Below are 18,349 nucleotides of genomic sequence, written 5' to 3'. Positions count from 1 at the left end.
TTGCCTTGCGTTTTCGTTTAACACATTTCAATACAAGAATCGCATGATTGGTGCGAGTTCTCAGACGCACTTAGTTTAAGATAAACGAGAAATTCGTTCATCTAAGCTTGGGTGTGTGGAAAATATAGACGCTTTCTTATTACCGTTAATTTTTAATGTAGCAATTGCTTGTTCTTCCTGACGTACACGGTTGGAATATAGCTTTAATGCTTCTAATGAATGGCGCATTTTATCTTTTCCTGCTAAATCAGCTCCGCCTTTATCAGCATGAAATTCTCTGTGTCTGGAATAAGCAAATACAAGGAGACTACCCAGTGCAGAAAAGATGATCTGGAAGAAGATAATCGCTAGAAAATGTACAATAGGCGCTATTTCTTCTTTTACAAAACGAGTCACAATGAAAGCTGCGATGCGCGCAAGGAAGACGACAAAAGTATTTACAACCCCTTGCAGTAATGTCATTGTTACCATATCGCCATTGGCAATGTGTGCAACTTCATGGGCAATAACCCCTTCAATAGCGTCTTCATCCATTTCCTGTAATAAACCACTCGATACAGCAACAAGTGACCGTTTCTTAGTAGGCCCTGTAGCAAACGCATTTACTTCTTTTGCTTGATAAATCCCTACTTCAGGCATGTGCATTAATCCGGCAGCACGCGATAGACGATGTACTTTATCCACAATTTGTCCCTCTTGCGTGTTCAAATTGCCATTAGGATCTAGTACCTGTACACCCATCATTTTTTTGGCCATCCAACGAGACAACCCTAATGAGATAAAAGATCCTGTGAAACCAATAATGGCACTGAAAATGAGTAATGTACCGAGTTGTAATTGCCCATTCTCACCAATATAATTCCATGTTCCAGGTATTAGCATAAAAATAATACTAATCGTTAACAGCACTAAAACGTTCGTTAATAAAAAATAGAAAATTCTTTTTCCCATCGATGATGCTCCCTTTTTTTTATGAGATTAATGTTTTTGACACTTGTCACAATGCTATTATAAATTGTTTTTTTAAAGGTAACAACAAATAGTAAGTAAAACTTTTGTGTTATAGGAAAGCCACCAGCTATCGTGCGGAGTGTGAATCGCCCTCCGTTATGATAAAGCTACTAGTCCCTATGTAAGTTTTTACATAAGTATTAAATGCTTTCAGAGAACGACGACTTTTGTCATAAAGATCGTTTATTTGACAAACGTATTTGAATAGGGTATTTTAGTTACATAAAGTAACCTAGTTATAAAGTGAACCTTTAATATAGGCGAGTGTTTTCATCTTCTATCTGTTCCTTGTTTAATAGGAAGTATTTAGTAGACGTTCCGTATGTACGCTTACCATAAAAAATAGGGATACAATAACTACGTTGCTTTGTAATAAATTGCAGCAAGAATGGAAAGTTTAGAACTAGATAAGGATCATATTTCTCTATTTTGATAAAACTTCTATCCAATCTAGCAAGAAAAATAAAGGAGACAATATTATGGAAAAAGTAAAATTAGCAGTCATTTATTACAGTTCTACAGGAATTAATTATCAACTAGCAAACTGGGCAAAAGAAGCAGCAAGTGAAGCAGGTGCAGAAGTAAGACTTGTAAAGGTTCCAGAGCTTGCACCAAAAGAGGCAATTGCAGCTAATCCGGCATGGCAATCTCATGTTGAGGAAACAAAAAATATACCTGAAGCTACTTCAGACGACATTGAATGGGCAGACGCCATTATTTTCTCTACACCAACGCGGTTTGGTAATGTCGCTTCACAGATGAAGCAATTTGTAGATATGCAAGGTGGCCTTTGGGCAGCTGGTAAAACAGCTAATAAAGTCGTAAGTGCAATGGCTTCTGCTTCTAACCCGCATGGTGGGCACGAAGCGACCGTTTTATCTTTATATACATCGATGATGCACTGGGGAGCAATCATTGTACCACCCGGATATACAAATGAAGTTGCTTTTACATCAGGCGGAAATCCGTATGGTGTTAGCGTAACACAAGGACAAGACGGAAAAATGGTAGAAGATGTTGAAGAAGCTGTGAAGCATCAAGCAAGACGTACAATCGATGTAGCTAAAAAAATGAAAGCATAAGGTAAAAAAAGCCGCTGTTTAAACAGATGCTATACTCCTGTTTTTACGACTGATCCATTCTTTATTGGGTCAGTCGTTTTTTTACACTATAGGAAAGTATATGATACATTTTATAAAGTTGAATCTAGTCAGTATTATATATGCGTTTATAGCACTTATTCCCATTCAACTTATTGGAAACGTCTATCGAATAAATCGGCTTACAGGTTGGAAGATAGCGACAATAAATACAATTACTGCTGTCGTAATCATCATTGAATTTATAGTTGGTACAATTTTGATACTCACCAGCTTTTTCATCGTTATCGGTATAAATCACCTTCTTCCAAATCAGATAAACTTATTAAATTCTTTCCTTCATCATCAGTCATGAAATCCGTATCTTTTACTGGATACTTTGCAGTTTCATTAATCCCAGACTGTATGTCCGACTTTTGTTCATTTTTTTGCTTTATAATCTGTGTTTTCACGTTAAGGTCATAATCCAATTTCATCGCCTCGCCAGAATTCAATTCCATTGGTTTTGATTCACATATTTTTTCGCTTTGCTCAAAACGCAAAAACTACTACTAATTTTCCCCTTTTATTCTTAACGATAGAACAATAAATATAACACCTAAAATTCCCGATAAAATAGATATTATAATAGGTGTATTTCCAATTTCTTTTAAAGCAGTTCCAAATATACCATATTCCGAATCCCAACCAACACCCTCTGTAGTTAAGGTTTCTGAATAAATAGAAGCCGAAATTAGCATTGAACCATAAATAATAGCACTAACTAAAATTAAAATTCCACCTATATATGTTTTTTTCATCATATACCCTCCTTGTATAGTATGTTTAGGCATAACTTTCGCCTTCTCAATCTTGAGTCATTCATAAAAATTGTTCTGCTAATGCACCCGTTACTTTTCGCTACAGGCGTACGCTTTCCGCGGGCATGGCTTGAGCCCTCCACGCTCACAAAAACCGTTCGCCGTGGGGTCTCAAGACTCATGCTTTCCCCGCTGGAGTCGCCGCCTTCCGTTCCAAGTAACTTGGTTTGGAGTTCATGAATGTGTAAAGAACTTAAATAATATGTCAAATACCTTAGACGTTCCTTGATGTTCCTAGATAATGGTTTTAGGATCATTTGAGGCAATTCTTTTTCCTCCTGCGGGCATAATAACCGCATTACTAAGACTGTTTCCCAGTGTGCGTTTTGACCTTCATATTTATTTATCAAATGTTGTTATTTTTTTAATTCCTTTATTACATCGATAGGATGTATGGAATATTCCTCTTTACCTACACCTTGTTCATTTGTATAAGGCATACATAGTTTAGCAAACTTTTCTTCATCTTCTACTAAAGCAACATAAGTTGTATATCCTTCAAAATCTGATGGAAAAAGATCTGCTTCTCCAATTTTATTATTTAAAGCTTCATCAATTGCGTTTTTTAACTCGAGTAAACCTTCTTTATTCCCAATAATAAATGACTCCATGTGCCAAGAATCTTGAGCATATATATTACAAATACCCAAATGATCTGTACCAGAAGAAGACATTAAAATTCACCCCATATATTTTTATATCATAATATCAAAGATTGATAAAAAAGTAATTAAAATTTTTAAAACACTTGTTATTTTAAAAGAAAATGGTTCTCACCCAAAAAGGTCAAAAAACGCCCAAACAGATGAAAAAATCCGTTATATTTGAAATAGAACAATGATGTTGGAGGTTTTGGATTATGTTTAAGCACGGTAAGAAGGACGTACAAAAAACACTATTTGATCAGGATCAATCCTTTCCAGGCTATGTAATGGACATGTTACAAAAAAGCTGGGCAGATGACTTCTATCGTTTTATCTTCTCGCAAATTAATGAAGAGCGCTTTTCTGTTCTTTATAGCGACAAAGCGAGTCGCCCGAATAAGCCTGTAAACGTATTGGTAGGACTACTTATTCTTAAAATGGAACATGCTCTTTCTGATGAAGAACTGATTGGTTCGCTGTATTTTGATTACCGCTACCAGTATGCATTGGGGTTGGATGCAAACGATAACGATGACCGTCTTTGTGTTAATACATTATCTAATTTCAGAGCACGCCTCGTGGAATACGAGCTTCAAACAGGTGAAAGTCTTTTCCAACAAGAAATGGAAGATTTAGCTGAGAATATGGCCGTGTATCTCGGTTTAAACAAGTCCAAAGCACGAATGGACTCCAGTCTGATAAATAGTTCTTGTAAAAACATGACACGTATAGAACTCATTTATACTGTCATTCGCAATATGGTAAGAGAGATAACAAATAAAACGGATTGGGAAATCCCCGAATCCTATTTGGCATACCTTGAAAAGGGGCACCAAAATAAAACGATCTATCAAACGAAAACAACAGAAGAAAAATCCAAGCTAGAACATCTCATTCAACAAGCACATGATTTATATATGTTGGTGAAAGATTGTGCTAGTGTGGAAAATTTCCGTAGTTTTGAACATCTTACACGTCTGTTGAAAGAACAGGCGGTTGCCACAAAAGATGGTAACGTTAAGCCTGTAGAAGGTGGCAAACTCATTTCCCAGATTCTTCAAAACCCATCCGACCCAGATGCAACTTTTCGACATAAAGCTGGCGAATCCCATATTGGACATAGTTTGAATCTAAATCAAAAACAAAATGATCACTTGGTTTAATGGCTTGAATACGTTCATTCAATGTTTGGTTAACCTGTTGAAGCTGTTTCATTGTCTCCTTATCAAATTTCTGGTTCAAGCGTGACAGCGTAGGCTGGGAAGCTAATTGGTCTTTTTTAAGTATAGTGGTAAACATCGGTTCATGCTTTAATTCGTCGGCATGATCATCCGTATGATAACCCGTAATGTGTTGGTAAATCTTTTGAATAACGACCTCATCATTGGAATGCTTCCGGTGGTGAACCGAATCATTTGCCTGAAAGGTTGCTTGAATAGACTGACTTAGCCCAATCTTTTCATCAAATTCCTTATACAATAATAATCCTGCGTCTGAAGTTAGATTTCCACCATCAAAATTAACCTTGATCATTTTGTTGAAGTTAAGTGACTTTTCCGTTACACTTTTCATTATGGAGTCCTCCTTGATTAGTGTTTGTTTGGTCACTTATACAATATCAAAGGTTGGGCTCCTTTTCACTTATTTAGTGAATTACAACTTACTAATTATATATTGAATTGACGGTGTTTCTTAAGGGTTTTGGATTCAACTATGAATAATCTAGGATATGTTTTTGTAATCAATTATAATTGGATTTATGGTGTTTCATTTTCTTTGAAAGGGGAGGTATATGATACATTTTATAAAGTTGAATCTAGTCAGTATTATATATGCGTTTATAGCACTTATTCCCATTCAACTTATTGGTAACGTCTATCGAATAAATCGGCTTACAGGTTGCAAGATAGCGACAATAAATACAATTACTGCTGTCGTAATCATCATTGAATTTATAGTTGGTACAATTTTGATACTCATTCTAACAAAGAAATGGTTGAAGAATCGAAAAGCAAATTTTTGGACAATGATCCTTTGGGTTCCGTATTTTATATTATTCACTTATATCACTGCTTCTCTATTTCCAATAGTAAATGAAGGCGACTCTCCTAACCCGGTATCAGGTTTTTTTGCTATTGGACTATTAATGTTGTTTCCCTTCTATATATATAGTATCAATTTCATAAGTTTAGCTCTTAAAAACGATTGAAATTTACAATTCGCTGTTGATAAGTGACAAATCCACATAAAATAGGTAAAATGACAACAGAACATAATGGGGGGAACGTGGTAGCATATGACAGCGATACAACAAAGATGCTCGGCTCTTTCAAACAGCCCAGTATTTATGAATATCATCATTAGCTTAATTATTATAAATGCTATATTAATAGGGCTAGAAACGTATCCGCAGATTGCGAATACATACGGGCATTGGCTTATGGTCATTGATGCAATCTTGCTGTGGATATTTACCGTGGAAATTGTTATACGTTTAATTGGAAGCACTTCTATCAAAGCTTTTTTTAAAGATCCTTGGAGTGTTTTTGATTTTGTCATTGTACTAAGTGGGCATCTACTAGTAGGCTCCTATGTAACAGTACTAAGGATTTTGCGGGTTCTTCGCGTGTTACGTGCGATTTCCATTATTCCTTCATTGCGCAAAATGGTTAACGCCTTGTTATTAACCATTCCATCAATGGGAACAATTTTACTGTTATTAGGATTATTTTTCTATGTGTATGGCGTAATCGGAACATTACTCTACCATTCTATCGCGCCAGAATATTTTGGCACCTTGCATCAATCACTGTTAACTTTGTTTCAAGTTATTACTTTAGAATCTTGGGCAAGTGGGGTGATGCGACCTATTTTAGCAGAAGACCCATCTTCTTGGTGGTATTTTGTGACGTTCATTTTAATTGGTGCTTTCGTTATTGTAAACTTATTTGTCGGTGTTGTGGTAAACAATGTGGAAGAAGCAAATAGGGAAGAATCACCTTCCCCAACGGATATAAAGCTCGCAGAATTACAAAAAGAGCTGGCAGAAATTAAACAACTATTACGTAAGCAAAAGGATTAAACTAAACATAGGCTTGGGAAGAAGTGGGGGCAATTGTTCCACTTCTTTGATTTAAAAAATAACAATTTCAAAAACCTGTATGTGGTTGTTTTTATAAAAATTTAAATACTATATGTAGTGCATTAAATGATCTCTTAATCTTTTTGGGAGAGAACCATCTTATGGTTGTAGCTCAGTAAATACTTAATTCTAATTATTTAAAAAATTAAGGGGGTTACCATGTTTACTAAGACGGAAAACTTTATTGGTATGACTGTTGCCGTTATTATGTTGCTTGTCATTCTTTCGTTTATTGTTTTTTTTATTTTTATTTCTTTTGGTATTATATATTTGCTTTCATATTTACCTTTTATTGAGTTTCATTATTTTTCTAGTTTTTGGCATAATGTATGGTACTTCTTTGGCTTTTTACTTCTAAATACATTGGTTTTAGCTTTTAGTGAAATTGTTGTTTTCATAGATAGAAAAAATAAAAAAATAAATTCTTTAGAGGATATAAGTCCTTCAAATTTTATAGAATGGATAAAATTTATTATTATATTTGTTATTTATATGAACGTGTTTACCCTCGTTTCTGATAGATTAGACGCTACTATATTAGGTTCTACATTAGTTGCTTTTTCTTTTGTTTTTTTCTTTTTTGTTGTAGGTAAAATTATTGATATAATTGCTGATGATGAAAAAGAAAAAATAGTTCCAAGCTAAAGGAAAAGATATAATTGTCAATAAACAAATATGAGCTAATCTTTTTAAAGCAATTACAAAATGCCTAGCTATTCTTTTTTGCACCGTCAACAACGTAGCGAGTGGAACGAAACAACACGAAATCATGGGTTTGCAGACGCCTTATGACAAGCTCAAGTCCTTTTATTAGTCGGCTTCCCTATTTAGCACGAACTGCTGATGACTTAGCTTAGGGCGATTCGTGAAGTCTCCTAGTTGCTGGGCGATGGAGTCGGACGTGGCTATTCGGTTAAATCGGTACCCACATAGCAACCATGTTTATACTTTTTTATCTTATGGAAAGAGCGATCCAAGCATGTTGCTGGATCGCTCTTTCCGTGTCGTTAGTTATTTGCTTCGTCCATTAATTCGCTAATTATTTCAAAGGAACGCAAGCGATCCTCTAAATGATAGATTTGTGAACTAATAATCATTTCATCCGCTGCTGTTTTTTCCAAGAAATGCTCTAATCCTTGCTTCACGGTTTCTTTGCTACCAATAATGGTTGTTGTTGGATCAAGCGTTTGCTTAATAGCTTGCAATTCGAATGCAGAGAAATGTGCTTCTACGTTTTCTATTGGTGCTTTAAGTTTCGTCGGTTGCCCACGACGTAAATGCAAGAACTGTTGTTGCAACGAGGTAGCAATATAATTTGCTTTTTCATCTGTATCTGCCGCAATAACGTTTACACCTACCATGGCATGAGGCTTTTGAAGTTGTTCCGATGCTTGGAATTGCTCCCTGTATAGTCGTAAAGCTGGTATGGTATATGCAGGAGCAAAGTGACTAGCAAACGAGAAAGGCAACCCCTTTTGTGCAGCTAATCTGGCGCTAAAGTCACTGGAGCCTAATAGCCAAATAGGAATATTCAAACCTTGACCAGGCACAGCTTTCACTTTAGATATTGGTTCTTTAGCAAAATAGTCCTGTAATTCATTTACTTGCATCGGAAAATCTTCCACCCGCATGTTTAACGTTCTGCGCAAAGCATATGACGTTGCTTGGTCTGTTCCAGGGGCGCGCCCTAGACCTAGATCGATTCTACCTGGGTAAAGCGACTCTAACGTGCCAAACTGTTCAGCAATGACGAGTGTCGCATGATTCGGCAACATAACCCCGCCTGCACCCACCCGAATATGGTTCGTTTTTTCGGCAATATGTCCGATTAGGACAGAGGTTGCTGAACTCGCGATACCAGGCATATTATGATGCTCCGCTAACCAATAGCGGTTAAATCCGAGCGCTTCTACGTGCCTTGCTAATTCCACACTATGTTGAAAAGATTCCCTTGGATTACTACCTTCATTTACCGGAGCTAAATCTAACACCGATAGTGGAATGCGGTGAAAGGTTTTTTGTTTAGACAATGATACCATTCCCTTCATTCTTCTTAATAAGCAATGATAAGTTTTTTTCTGCTTACCGTCCAATGATCAGCTTATAGCACGACGATTATTGATGCTGCTTACTACTTGCTAGCAGAATTAAAGAATAGCTTTCGTAAAAAATTTTTTATATGATAGAAATCTATCATGGTATGGTGGAAAAATCGCTTAACCTCATGCATTCATCATGCATGGTAAATTTATAAAGATTGATATGACAGCGTTTTCAATAAGTAAAATTAAATCAATTTGCATGAAAATAATTTATCAGAATTTTGAGTTAAACGTTCGTTTGTGATATAGTAATACTACACTTTTTTCGCCTTAGGAAAAAGGCATATCGCCTACCGTATAAGAAACCACTGTGGTTCGTCGCATTGGGAGAACCACCACCTGCAATGAAAAGCACTTGCAGGTGTGTTATTTATACAAAAATGATAGCTTTCATTTTAAGCGAGTCTTTTAAAAAGTAGGCAACGATTGCAGGGTGATTTTTCAAAATCATCAAAAAATAAACAGACATAACAGATGTCAAGGAAGGGGATAGTTGGATGACAAAAAAGGATTTCCCGAAAGCGCAAGGATTGTATCATCCTGACTTTGAACATGAAGCCTGTGGCATTGGAATGATTGCCAATATTAACGGAAAGAAAACACATAATATTGTGCAAAATGCCATCAATCTATTGTGTAATATGGAACACAGAGGCGGTCAATCTGCCGATACGAGTACTGGTGATGGGGCGGGAATTTTAACACAAATACCAGATCGCTTCTTTCAAAAACAATGTGCCAAAGAAGGGATAGAACTCCCTGCTCAAGGGGAGTACGGTGTAGGAATGCTCTTTCTTCCTCAGGATCATGAAATTCGTTTGCAAACAAAAGCCATGTTTGAACAGATTATACGTGAAGAAGGTCAGCATTTTCTTGGTTGGAGACCTGTACCGACGAATGAATCATTTATAGGTGAATTGGCAATGCAGAAAAAGCCGACCATACGGCAAATCTTCATTCAAAAAGCAACAGATATACAAGATCAACAAGCTTTTGAACGCAAATTATATGTGATTCGTAAACGAATGGAACAAGCCGTAACGATTTATGCTGAGCTTGACGATGTGTATATTTGTAGTCTCTCAACAACGACCATTGTTTATAAGGGGATGCTTATCCCTGAACAGTTAGATGCATTTTATATTGATTTAAACCACCCAGATTTTAAATCAGCACTTGCTTTAGTACATTCCAGATTTAGCACGAATACTTTCCCAAGCTGGAAAAGATCCCACCCAAATCGATACACGATTCATAATGGCGAATTTAATACATTACGCGGCAATGTCAATTGGATGCGAGCACGAGAAAAATTATGTTCTTCTCCTTATTTTTCCGAAGTAGATATGCAAAAGATACTTCCCGTTATTGATTACGATGGCAGTGATTCATCAATATTCGATAATACATTTGAATTTTTGCATTTATCAGGAAGGTCTTTAGCACATACTGCCATGATGATGATACCTGAATCATGGGCAAATGATACGACGATGCGTGCGGAACGGCGCGATTTTTATGATTACCACAGTTCATTCATGGAGCCTTGGGATGGGCCAGCAGCGCTTGTCTTTTCCGATGGTAGACAAATAGGAGCTTGTTTAGATCGTAATGGTTTGCGCCCTGCTCGGTATTATGTTACGAAAGACGGCATGATTGTGCTTGGGTCTGAGGTAGGCGCATTAGATATTTTTGCCGATGATATTCTTTATAAACGGCGACTCGAGCCAGGTCGCATGTTATTAGTGGATTTGGAGAAAGGGATTATTGTTCCAGATGATGATATTAAGTTACAAGCTGCTACGGAACAGCCTTATAAAGCATGGTTACAAAATAAAGTAGCACTTGAAGATATCCCAGATGTTCCAGAACAATCAGGAAGAGAAGAAGCGGATTTGTTCATGCAACAGCAAGCTTTTGGTTACACAAGAGAGGATTTACAAAAAATAATAAAACCTTTGGTGAAGGACGGGAAAGACCCGATTGGCTCGATGGGATATGATTCGCCACTAGCCGTATTATCGAAAAAACCTCAATTATTATACAACTATTTTAAACAACTTTTTGCCCAAGTGACCAATCCACCAATCGACGCTATTCGAGAGAAATTAATTACTATGACAGAAACGAGTATTGGAGCTGAAGGGAATCTAGTGCGACCAACAGCAGATAGCTGTCGGCAAATACGATTACAAACCCCTATTCTAACGTGTAAGGAATTAGATAAAATACGTTATCAACAGTTAGAAGGGCTAAAGGCGACCACATTGTCTATTCATTTTCGTGTACATGCAACAGAAAATAAGCTAGAAACAGCACTACAGCAGCTGTTTGCAGTAGCTGACCAAGCAGTAGAAAACGGGGCGGTACTGATAATTTTGTCAGATCGTGGCATTAACCAGCATAAGGCAGCCATTCCTGCTCTATTAGCTGTGTCAGGATTGCATCATCATTTTATTCGCAAAGGGATGCGAACAAAGATTAGCTTATTAGTTGAAACAGGGGAAGCACGAGAAGTGCATCATTTTGCTACATTGCTTGGCTATGGTGCTGAAGCGATTACCCCTTATTTGGCCCACCAAACGATAGAAGCAATGGTTACAGCGGAGGAAATTACTGCATTTTCAGCGGAGAAGGCAATTCAAACATATAACCAATCCGTGACAAATGGAATTATTAAAGTGCTATCGAAAATGGGAATTTCAACGATTCAAAGTTATCGTGGGGCGCAAATTTTTGAAGCAATTGGCATAAATAAATCCGTTATTGACAACTATTTTACACACACAGCGTCCAGATTGGGTGGAATTGGGTTGGATATAATTGAACAAGAAACGTGTATGCGACATGAGCGAGCATTTAATCCGACGCGTGGGGGAAATAGCACTCTGGAATCAGGGGATGAATATCAATACCGCAAAGATGGGGAGGACCATCAATATAATCCTCAAACGATTCATACTTTGCAGCATGCTTGTCGTACTGGAAATTATGAATTGTTTCAGGAGTATTCAAAGCTATTGACCGACGAAAGAAAGAATTTGCAGTCGTTACGTGGGTTGTTAACCTTTAAAAAACGCAAGTCAATCCCAGTAGAAGAAGTAGAATCTGTTGCCTCCATATGTGCGAGATTTAAGACAGGCGCTATGTCATTTGGTTCGATTAGTAAAGAAGCGCATGAAACGTTAGCAATTGCTATGAACCGGATAGGAGGGCGGAGTAATAGTGGAGAAGGTGGCGAATCCCCTGATCGCTTTACCCGTGATGCCAACGGTGACTTACGACGCAGTGCAATTAAACAAGTTGCTTCAGGAAGGTTTGGTGTTAACAGCCATTATCTTGTCCATGCAGATGAAATTCAAATTAAGGTTGCACAAGGGGCAAAGCCTGGAGAAGGAGGACAACTGCCAGCAAATAAGGTATATCCATGGGTGGCTGAAGTTCGCGGATCTACTCCAGGGGTTGAACTTATTTCCCCGCCTCCACATCACGACATTTATTCCATTGAAGATTTGGCGGAACTTATTTACAATTTAAAAAATGCAAACCCAAACGCCCGTATTAGCGTGAAACTTGTTTCCGCGGTGGGGGTTGGAACAATTGCTGCTGGTGTTGCTAAAGGGCGTGCTGACCTTGTATTAATTAGTGGTTATGATGGTGGTACAGGTGCTGCTCCAAGAACGAGTATGAAGCACACTGGACTACCATGGGAAATTGGTCTAGCAGAGACGCATCAAACATTATTATTAAACGGACTAAGAGACCGAATTGTTGTCGAAACAGATGGAAAGATGATGACAGGACGAGACGTTGTCATCGCTAGTCTGTTAGGAGCAGAAGAATTTGGGTTTTCCACAGCACCCTTAGTGGCGCTTGGTTGTGTGATGATGCGGGTTTGTCACTTAGATACTTGTCCAGTCGGTATAGCAACCCAAAATCCAGAGTTACGGAAGAAATTTACGGGAGATCCTGACCACGTCGTCAATTTCATGACGTTTATTGCCCAGGAAACACGTGAAATGATGGCATCTTTAGGCTTTCGAACCATTAATGAAATGATCGGTAGAACGGATGTTTTAGAAGTCAACGAAAGTATTGCGCATTGGAAGGCAAAAGGGATTGATTTATCAGCGCTTCTTTATCAGCCAGATGTACCAGACTCCGTAGGGCGCTATGCAACAATGGACCAACAGCATGGCATTGAAAAAACATTGGATTTCCAGGAGTTAATTCCAAATTGTCGCGAGGCTTTGGAACACAAGCAGCCCGTCGAATTCACAACAGCTATTCGGAATATAAACCGAGTGACGGGTACTTTATTAGGAAGCGAAGTGACGCGGCGTTACGGAGAAGAAGGTTTACCCGAGGATACCATTAAACTGAATTTTTGTGGATCTGCTGGACAAAGCTTTGGTGCTTTTATTCCACCAGGTATGACTTTGCGGTTAATTGGAGATGCCAATGATTTTGTTGGAAAAGGGTTATCTGGCGGTAAACTAGTTGTGCATCCTGACCCAATTGTTACCTTTGCTCCCGAAAAGAACACGATTATTGGAAACGTAGCGTTTTACGGCGCATCTCGTGGAGAAGCTTTTATTCGTGGTATTGCTGGTGAACGGTTTGCTGTTAGAAATAGCGGTGCTACTTTAGTTGTTGAAGGTGTCGGTGATCATGGTTGTGAATATATGACTGGTGGAACCGTAGTCGTTCTTGGTAAGACAGGACGAAATTTTGCAGCTGGTATGTCTGGTGGAACGGCTTATGTACTAGATGAAGAAGGAACATTTCGTTCTCATATAAATGGTGAGTTAGTTGCCATACAATCGTTAACGGACGAGCGAGAGATTGGTCAGCTCGCGCAATTAATAAAACAGCATGTCACAGCAACGAATAGTAGTCATGCGGAGCGTATTTTAAACTATTGGGATAAATATGTACATCAATTTGTGAAAGTTGTTCCCATTGCTTATGTGCAAATGCAAGAAAAAATTCAAGCTTTAAAAGATCAAGGATATAGCAAATTGGATGCAGAAATGGCTGCGTTTCAAGCAAGTAAGCAAGGAGAGAAAGTGAAAAAACCAATAGGTGTGCTGCATTAAATTTTTTATCCGAAATATAAACCCCAGTTAAAAAATTGGCGTATTGCGTTGTACAAGTCAAGCGGGAGATAATACGTATAAAAACCAGTGGGGATAACTGGAATAACTCTCTCTACTGTTTATAGATCTATATGTCTAATTGCATGTGACATATTATTGAAGATCCTTACGAATGCATGAACGCCAAACCAATTAGATACTCCAGTGGGAAAGGCTTAAGTATCCACTCCACCTGCATTGGAAAGTAACAGGTGCCACTAGCACAGACCATTTTTAGGACGGAAAAGTAATGTCTAAACATACTATAGAAGGAGGGTTTTGATGGGGAAACAGACTGGATTTATGGAATATGCAAGACAAACGAGACATGGGCGAGATGCAAAAGAACGGACGAAAGACTGGTTCGATTACACTATTCCTTTAAGTGAAACAGAAGTGCAAAAGCAAGGTGCGCGCTGTATGGACTGTGGCGTGCCAACATGCCATGTAGGTATGGAAATAGAGGGCGTTACTTCCGGTTGCCCTGTATATCATTTCATTCCCGAATGGAACGAATTGGTTTATGAAGGACGATGGCAGGAAGCGTTAGCGCGTGAACATGAGCAAAATAATTTTCCTGAATTCACTGGTATTGCTTGCCCCGCCCCTTGTGAAGGAGCTTGTGTGCTAGGAATTAATGAGCCACCTGTGGCAATTCGAACAATAGAGCGTTCCATTATTGAAAAAGGTTTTGCAGAAGGATGGGTAGTGCCAAATATACCAACGAAGCGAACAGGGAAAAAAGTTGCTGTTGTAGGTTCAGGCCCAGCAGGTTTAGCTGCTGCTGCACAGTTAAATAAAGCAGGGCATCTCGTGACGGTGTTTGAACGTGATGATCGAATTGGCGGCCTGCTCACATATGGAATTCCAGAAATGAAGCTCTCGTATGATATTGTCATGCGACGTGTAAATATTTTAAAACAAGAGGGGATCACCTTTGTTACCAATACGGAGATAGGTAAAGACTTGACATATGAGGAATTAAACAGTGCATTCGATGCCATCATCCTTTGTGGGGGCGCCACAGTGCACAGGAATATTCAAGTAGAGGGAAGTAAGCTGAAAGGTATTTATCGGGCGATGGACTTTCTTCATGCGAACACAAAAAGTTTATTAGATTCCAATTTACAGGATGAAAATTACATCTCTGCACGTGACAAAGATGTCATCGTTATTGGGGGTGGTGATACAGGAACCGATTGCTTGGCAACAGCAGTGCGTCATCATTGTAAAAGTCTTACACAATTTGATATTTATGATAAAAAAGGACTTACACGTGATAGTGCCACAAATCCATGGCCACAATATCCTAAAATACATCGTGTAGAATATGGACATAAAGAAGCCGCTAATATGTTTGGTGATGATCCGAGAGCCTATGCGGTTATGACGAAAAGGTTTGTCGGCGATGACAAAGGTCATGTGAAAGAGATTCATACGGTTGGTGTGAAACTTCGCTATGATGCAGAAGGAAATAAAATTCGTGAAGAAATCCCAGGAACAGAAAAAGTTTGGCCGGCAGATTTAGTTCTTATCGCCATTGGTTTTAAAGGTCCAGAGCAAAGCTTACTTGAGCAAATAGGTGTACAAACAACAGAAAAAACCACTGTAGCCGCAGCGCATGATGATTATCGGACGAATATAGAAGGTGTGTTTGCCGCAGGAGATATGCGCCGCGGGCAGAGTCTCATTGTTTGGGCCATTAACGAAGGACGTGGTGTAGCAAGAGAATGTGATCGTTACTTAATGGGAGAAACGATGTTGCCTTAATAAAATGTAGAGGAGTTCTTCCGTTTGGTTATCTATAAAGGGGAATCTCCTTCTTCATTAAATGTGCTATTTACCCTCGTTTTCAGGAAAAGATGTTATAAACGCTAAAAGTACAAACGTAGAGATTTGCAACAAATTCTATCATGAAGTAAGATAATATGGTGAATCATTATTATGATGAAAGACGGAAGATCGGATACTCTGGAAATGAGATTATCTAGAAATGAGGGTAAATGCATGAGTAAATCATCCATTTATGGATTAACATATGAACAGCTGAAGGATTGGCTAATGGAACATGGGCAGCAACGATTTCGTGTCGATCAGGTGTGGAACTGGCTGTATAAGAAACGTATTCATCAATTTTCGGACATGAAAAATGTGAACAAACAGACGATCGCGCTGTTGGAAGAGCATTTTGTACTAGGAACGTTAGAAGAAGAAATAAAGCAGGAATCAAAAGACGGCACGATTAAATTTTTGTTTCGTTTAGCAGATGGTAACTTAATTGAAACGGTGTTAATGCGGTTTAATTATGGTTTATCTGTTTGTGTAACTACGCAGGTAGGCTGTAATATTGGCTGTAGCTTCTGTGCAAGTGGGTTATTAAGCAAAAGCCGCGACTTAACAAGTGGAGAAATCGTCGAACAGATTATGATGGTGCAAAAGCATTTAGATACGCGGGGAAAAGATGAAAGAGTAAGCCATATTGTTGTTATGGGTATCGGTGAACCGTTGGATAATTTTACGCATTTGATGGATTTCATATATGTTGTCAATGATGATAAAGGTTTAAACATTGGAGCTAGACATATTACCGTATCGACAAGCGGGCTCGCTCATAAAATTTATCAATTTGCCGATACAGGTGTGCAAGTAAATTTAGCGATTTCCCTTCATGCACCAAACAATGAATTGCGCCGCAGTATTATGAAGATTAATAAGGCGTTTCCTATTGAAAAGCTGATGAAGTCTGTTGATTACTATTTGGAAAAGACGAATCGTCGTATTACGTATGAATATATTATGCTGAAAGATGTTAATGATCATAAGGAAGAAGCGATACAGTTGGCTAATTTATTGAAGAATCACCGTAAATTAGCCTATGTGAATTTGATTCCATACAATCCAGTAGACGAGCACAGTCATTATCAACGTAGTGATTCGGAAACCATTCAAGCGTTTTTTGAAACATTAAAGGATCAAGGTATTCATTGTGGCGTACGTTGGGAAAATGGAGCGGATATTGATGCGGCTTGTGGTCAATTAAGAAGTAAACAAATCAAAAAAGAAACAGCAAAATAAACAAAGGAGCTAAGCAAAAAGCTTAGCTCCTTTGTTTTGGTCTAGAAGGTGGGTTCCGTGCCTGCCCACCTTCTTAAATATTTACGTTAACATGTTTTCTATTTCTTTCAGAAGTTCATAGGCTCCTTCTGATGTGTTGGAGCAAACTACAACAGAAGCTTTTGTGGTGGGATAATGAACAGCACGGAAATTTACTCCTGGGTCATATCCCATCTGAATATACTTAACTATTTCATTTTGATCATCTAATTCCATATAGCCACAGTAACCATAGTATATATTTTGTTCCGCACTAACGACCTCACGTGGTTTTAAAAATAATTGCGTCATCTCTTTCGACAAAAGTTGATAGTCTGTCAAAGCTTGCCAACATAAAACCATATCTTCTGCTGTTACATAAGCTCCCCCATCTGGGCCGCCTTTTGCTGGTAAGGAATAAATATTTGTTTTCCAAGTTCCTACTGGCTCCTCTATGTAGCCAAGAGCCGTGTTTTCCGGTAAGCGGTTTAATTCAAAGTATCCAGATTTTTTCATACCAGCTTTATGAAAAATCTGTTCCTCAATATAAGTAGAAAAACTACATGTAGCAATCTGTTCAACAATGAGACCGAGTAATATATAACCAGAATTGTTATATTGAAATGAACTATTAACAGTTGCTTGCATTGGTTCATGCTGAAACAAAGGTAAAAAATCTTTAGGTGAACGAATGCGGTACATCGGTCGAGAATGCCAAAGTGCTTCATAATCATCCATAGTATCTTCATCAAAATAGTCAGGAACTCCTGATGTATGCGTTAGCAAATGATGAATCGTCACTTGGTCATTTACATGTGGGAAATCAATATCAAGACAGTCCTTTAATCTAGACGTAAAGGAAATTTCACCAGTCTCCACTAATTTGCAAATGGCAATAGATGTGAATAGTTTACTGCCTGAAGCAATCGAAAACCTAGTGTTTAATTGGTTATTTATTTTTTCTGCATAATTTCGAAAGCCATTGCTTCCTTGTAAGATTTCGTTGCCTTTTCGAGCATAAAAGGACCCTGAAAATTGCAGTTCCTTTTGCACTTTTTCTAAGTGATACCCTTTGTTTTGTTTATTCATTATAAATCCTCCTGAATTCTTTTTCGTTTTTTAAGCTTTGCTATTTAAAAAGAATTCAGTTTAGGATGCTCACACCATAATATAATGCAAAAGACCCGCCTCCCCTATATTGGAACGTTACGTATATTGTAATGGAATATTCACAGGCAAGCAATGCAATTATAAATTTT

14 protein-coding genes and 1 pseudogene are annotated in these 18,349 nt (G+C 38.1%); 8 read left to right on the top strand and 7 right to left on the bottom strand.

Going from position 1 to position 18,349, the window contains the following annotated elements:
- Positions 1-75: 75 nt before the first annotated feature.
- Positions 76-951, bottom strand: coding sequence for a protease HtpX (htpX, locus tag D9780_RS16605; RefSeq protein ID WP_121640863.1), 876 nt, complete (start codon positions 949-951; stop codon positions 76-78).
- 539 nt (positions 952-1,490) lie between these two features.
- Between htpX and wrbA the strand changes: the two genes are divergently transcribed.
- Positions 1,491-2,093, top strand: coding sequence for an NAD(P)H:quinone oxidoreductase (gene wrbA / locus D9780_RS16600; protein ID WP_116277924.1), 603 nt, complete (start codon positions 1,491-1,493; stop codon positions 2,091-2,093).
- Between the two features lie 302 nt (positions 2,094-2,395).
- Here wrbA and D9780_RS16595 read toward each other — a convergent pair whose 3' ends face one another.
- From D9780_RS16595 to D9780_RS16580, 3 genes are all read right to left on the bottom strand, one after another.
- Positions 2,396-2,653 carry a rep family protein gene (locus D9780_RS16595; protein WP_240458715.1) on the bottom strand — a complete coding sequence of 86 codons (258 nt, stop codon included), beginning with the start codon at positions 2,651-2,653 and terminating at the stop codon, positions 2,396-2,398.
- 9 nt (positions 2,654-2,662) lie between these two features.
- Positions 2,663-2,914, bottom strand: coding sequence for a phosphatase (locus D9780_RS16590; RefSeq protein ID WP_162985911.1), 252 nt, complete (start codon positions 2,912-2,914; stop codon positions 2,663-2,665).
- A gap of 413 nt (positions 2,915-3,327) precedes the next feature.
- The gene (locus D9780_RS16580; protein ID WP_121640861.1) at positions 3,328-3,645 is read right to left on the bottom strand and encodes a hypothetical protein; all 318 of its coding nucleotides are present in this window, start codon (positions 3,643-3,645) and stop codon (positions 3,328-3,330) included.
- A 185-nt stretch (positions 3,646-3,830) separates the two neighbouring features.
- Here D9780_RS16580 and D9780_RS21695 point away from each other — a divergent pair.
- Positions 3,831-4,175, top strand: a pseudogene (locus D9780_RS21695) (transposase); the annotation flags it as partial.
- Positions 4,176-4,656: 481 nt separating this feature from the next.
- Here D9780_RS21695 and D9780_RS21465 read toward each other — a convergent pair.
- Positions 4,657-5,187, bottom strand: a complete 531-nt coding sequence (locus D9780_RS21465) for a transposase (RefSeq protein WP_073006762.1) — start codon at positions 5,185-5,187, stop codon at positions 4,657-4,659.
- A gap of 220 nt (positions 5,188-5,407) precedes the next feature.
- Here D9780_RS21465 and D9780_RS16565 point away from each other — a divergent pair, with 220 nt between their 5' ends.
- The 3 genes from D9780_RS16565 to D9780_RS16555 all read left to right on the top strand — a co-directional run bounded on the left by D9780_RS16565 (position 5,408) and on the right by D9780_RS16555 (position 7,402).
- Complete coding sequence (locus D9780_RS16565) at positions 5,408-5,824, top strand: hypothetical protein (RefSeq protein WP_121640859.1); 417 nt, start codon at positions 5,408-5,410, stop codon at positions 5,822-5,824.
- Between the two features lie 87 nt (positions 5,825-5,911).
- A complete protein-coding gene (locus D9780_RS16560; protein WP_073006766.1) occupies positions 5,912-6,697 on the top strand; it encodes an ion transporter in 786 nt (261 codons plus the stop codon).
- A gap of 219 nt (positions 6,698-6,916) precedes the next feature.
- Positions 6,917-7,402, top strand: coding sequence for a hypothetical protein (locus D9780_RS16555; protein WP_121640858.1), 486 nt, complete (start codon positions 6,917-6,919; stop codon positions 7,400-7,402).
- Between the two features lie 362 nt (positions 7,403-7,764).
- Here the strand turns inward: D9780_RS16555 and D9780_RS16550 are convergent, their stop codons facing one another.
- Entirely contained in the window at positions 7,765-8,796 is a 1,032-nt protein-coding gene (locus D9780_RS16550) for an LLM class flavin-dependent oxidoreductase (protein ID WP_121640857.1), read from the bottom strand.
- Between the two features lie 560 nt (positions 8,797-9,356).
- On the opposite strand from D9780_RS16550, the gene gltB reads away from it, so the two are divergent.
- The 3 genes from gltB to rlmN all read left to right on the top strand — a co-directional run bounded on the left by gltB (position 9,357) and on the right by rlmN (position 17,072).
- Entirely contained in the window at positions 9,357-13,958 is a 4,602-nt protein-coding gene (gene gltB, locus D9780_RS16545) for a glutamate synthase large subunit (protein ID WP_121640856.1), read from the top strand.
- A gap of 321 nt (positions 13,959-14,279) precedes the next feature.
- The gene (locus tag D9780_RS16540) at positions 14,280-15,767 is read left to right on the top strand and encodes a glutamate synthase subunit beta (protein WP_121640855.1); all 1,488 of its coding nucleotides are present in this window, start codon (positions 14,280-14,282) and stop codon (positions 15,765-15,767) included.
- A gap of 237 nt (positions 15,768-16,004) precedes the next feature.
- Positions 16,005-17,072, top strand: coding sequence for a dual-specificity RNA methyltransferase RlmN (rlmN, locus tag D9780_RS16535; protein ID WP_121640854.1), 1,068 nt, complete (start codon positions 16,005-16,007; stop codon positions 17,070-17,072).
- A gap of 81 nt (positions 17,073-17,153) precedes the next feature.
- On the opposite strand, the gene D9780_RS16530 is transcribed toward rlmN, so the two are convergent.
- Complete coding sequence (locus tag D9780_RS16530; protein WP_121640853.1) at positions 17,154-18,179, bottom strand: serine hydrolase domain-containing protein; 1,026 nt, start codon at positions 18,177-18,179, stop codon at positions 17,154-17,156.
- Positions 18,180-18,349: the final 170 nt, after the last annotated feature.

The sequence above is a fragment of the Virgibacillus sp. Bac330 genome (assembly GCF_003667845.1).
Lineage (GTDB): Bacteria > Bacillota > Bacilli > Bacillales > Amphibacillaceae > Virgibacillus > Virgibacillus chiguensis.
This window is presented reverse-complemented; position numbering and strand designations above follow the sequence as displayed.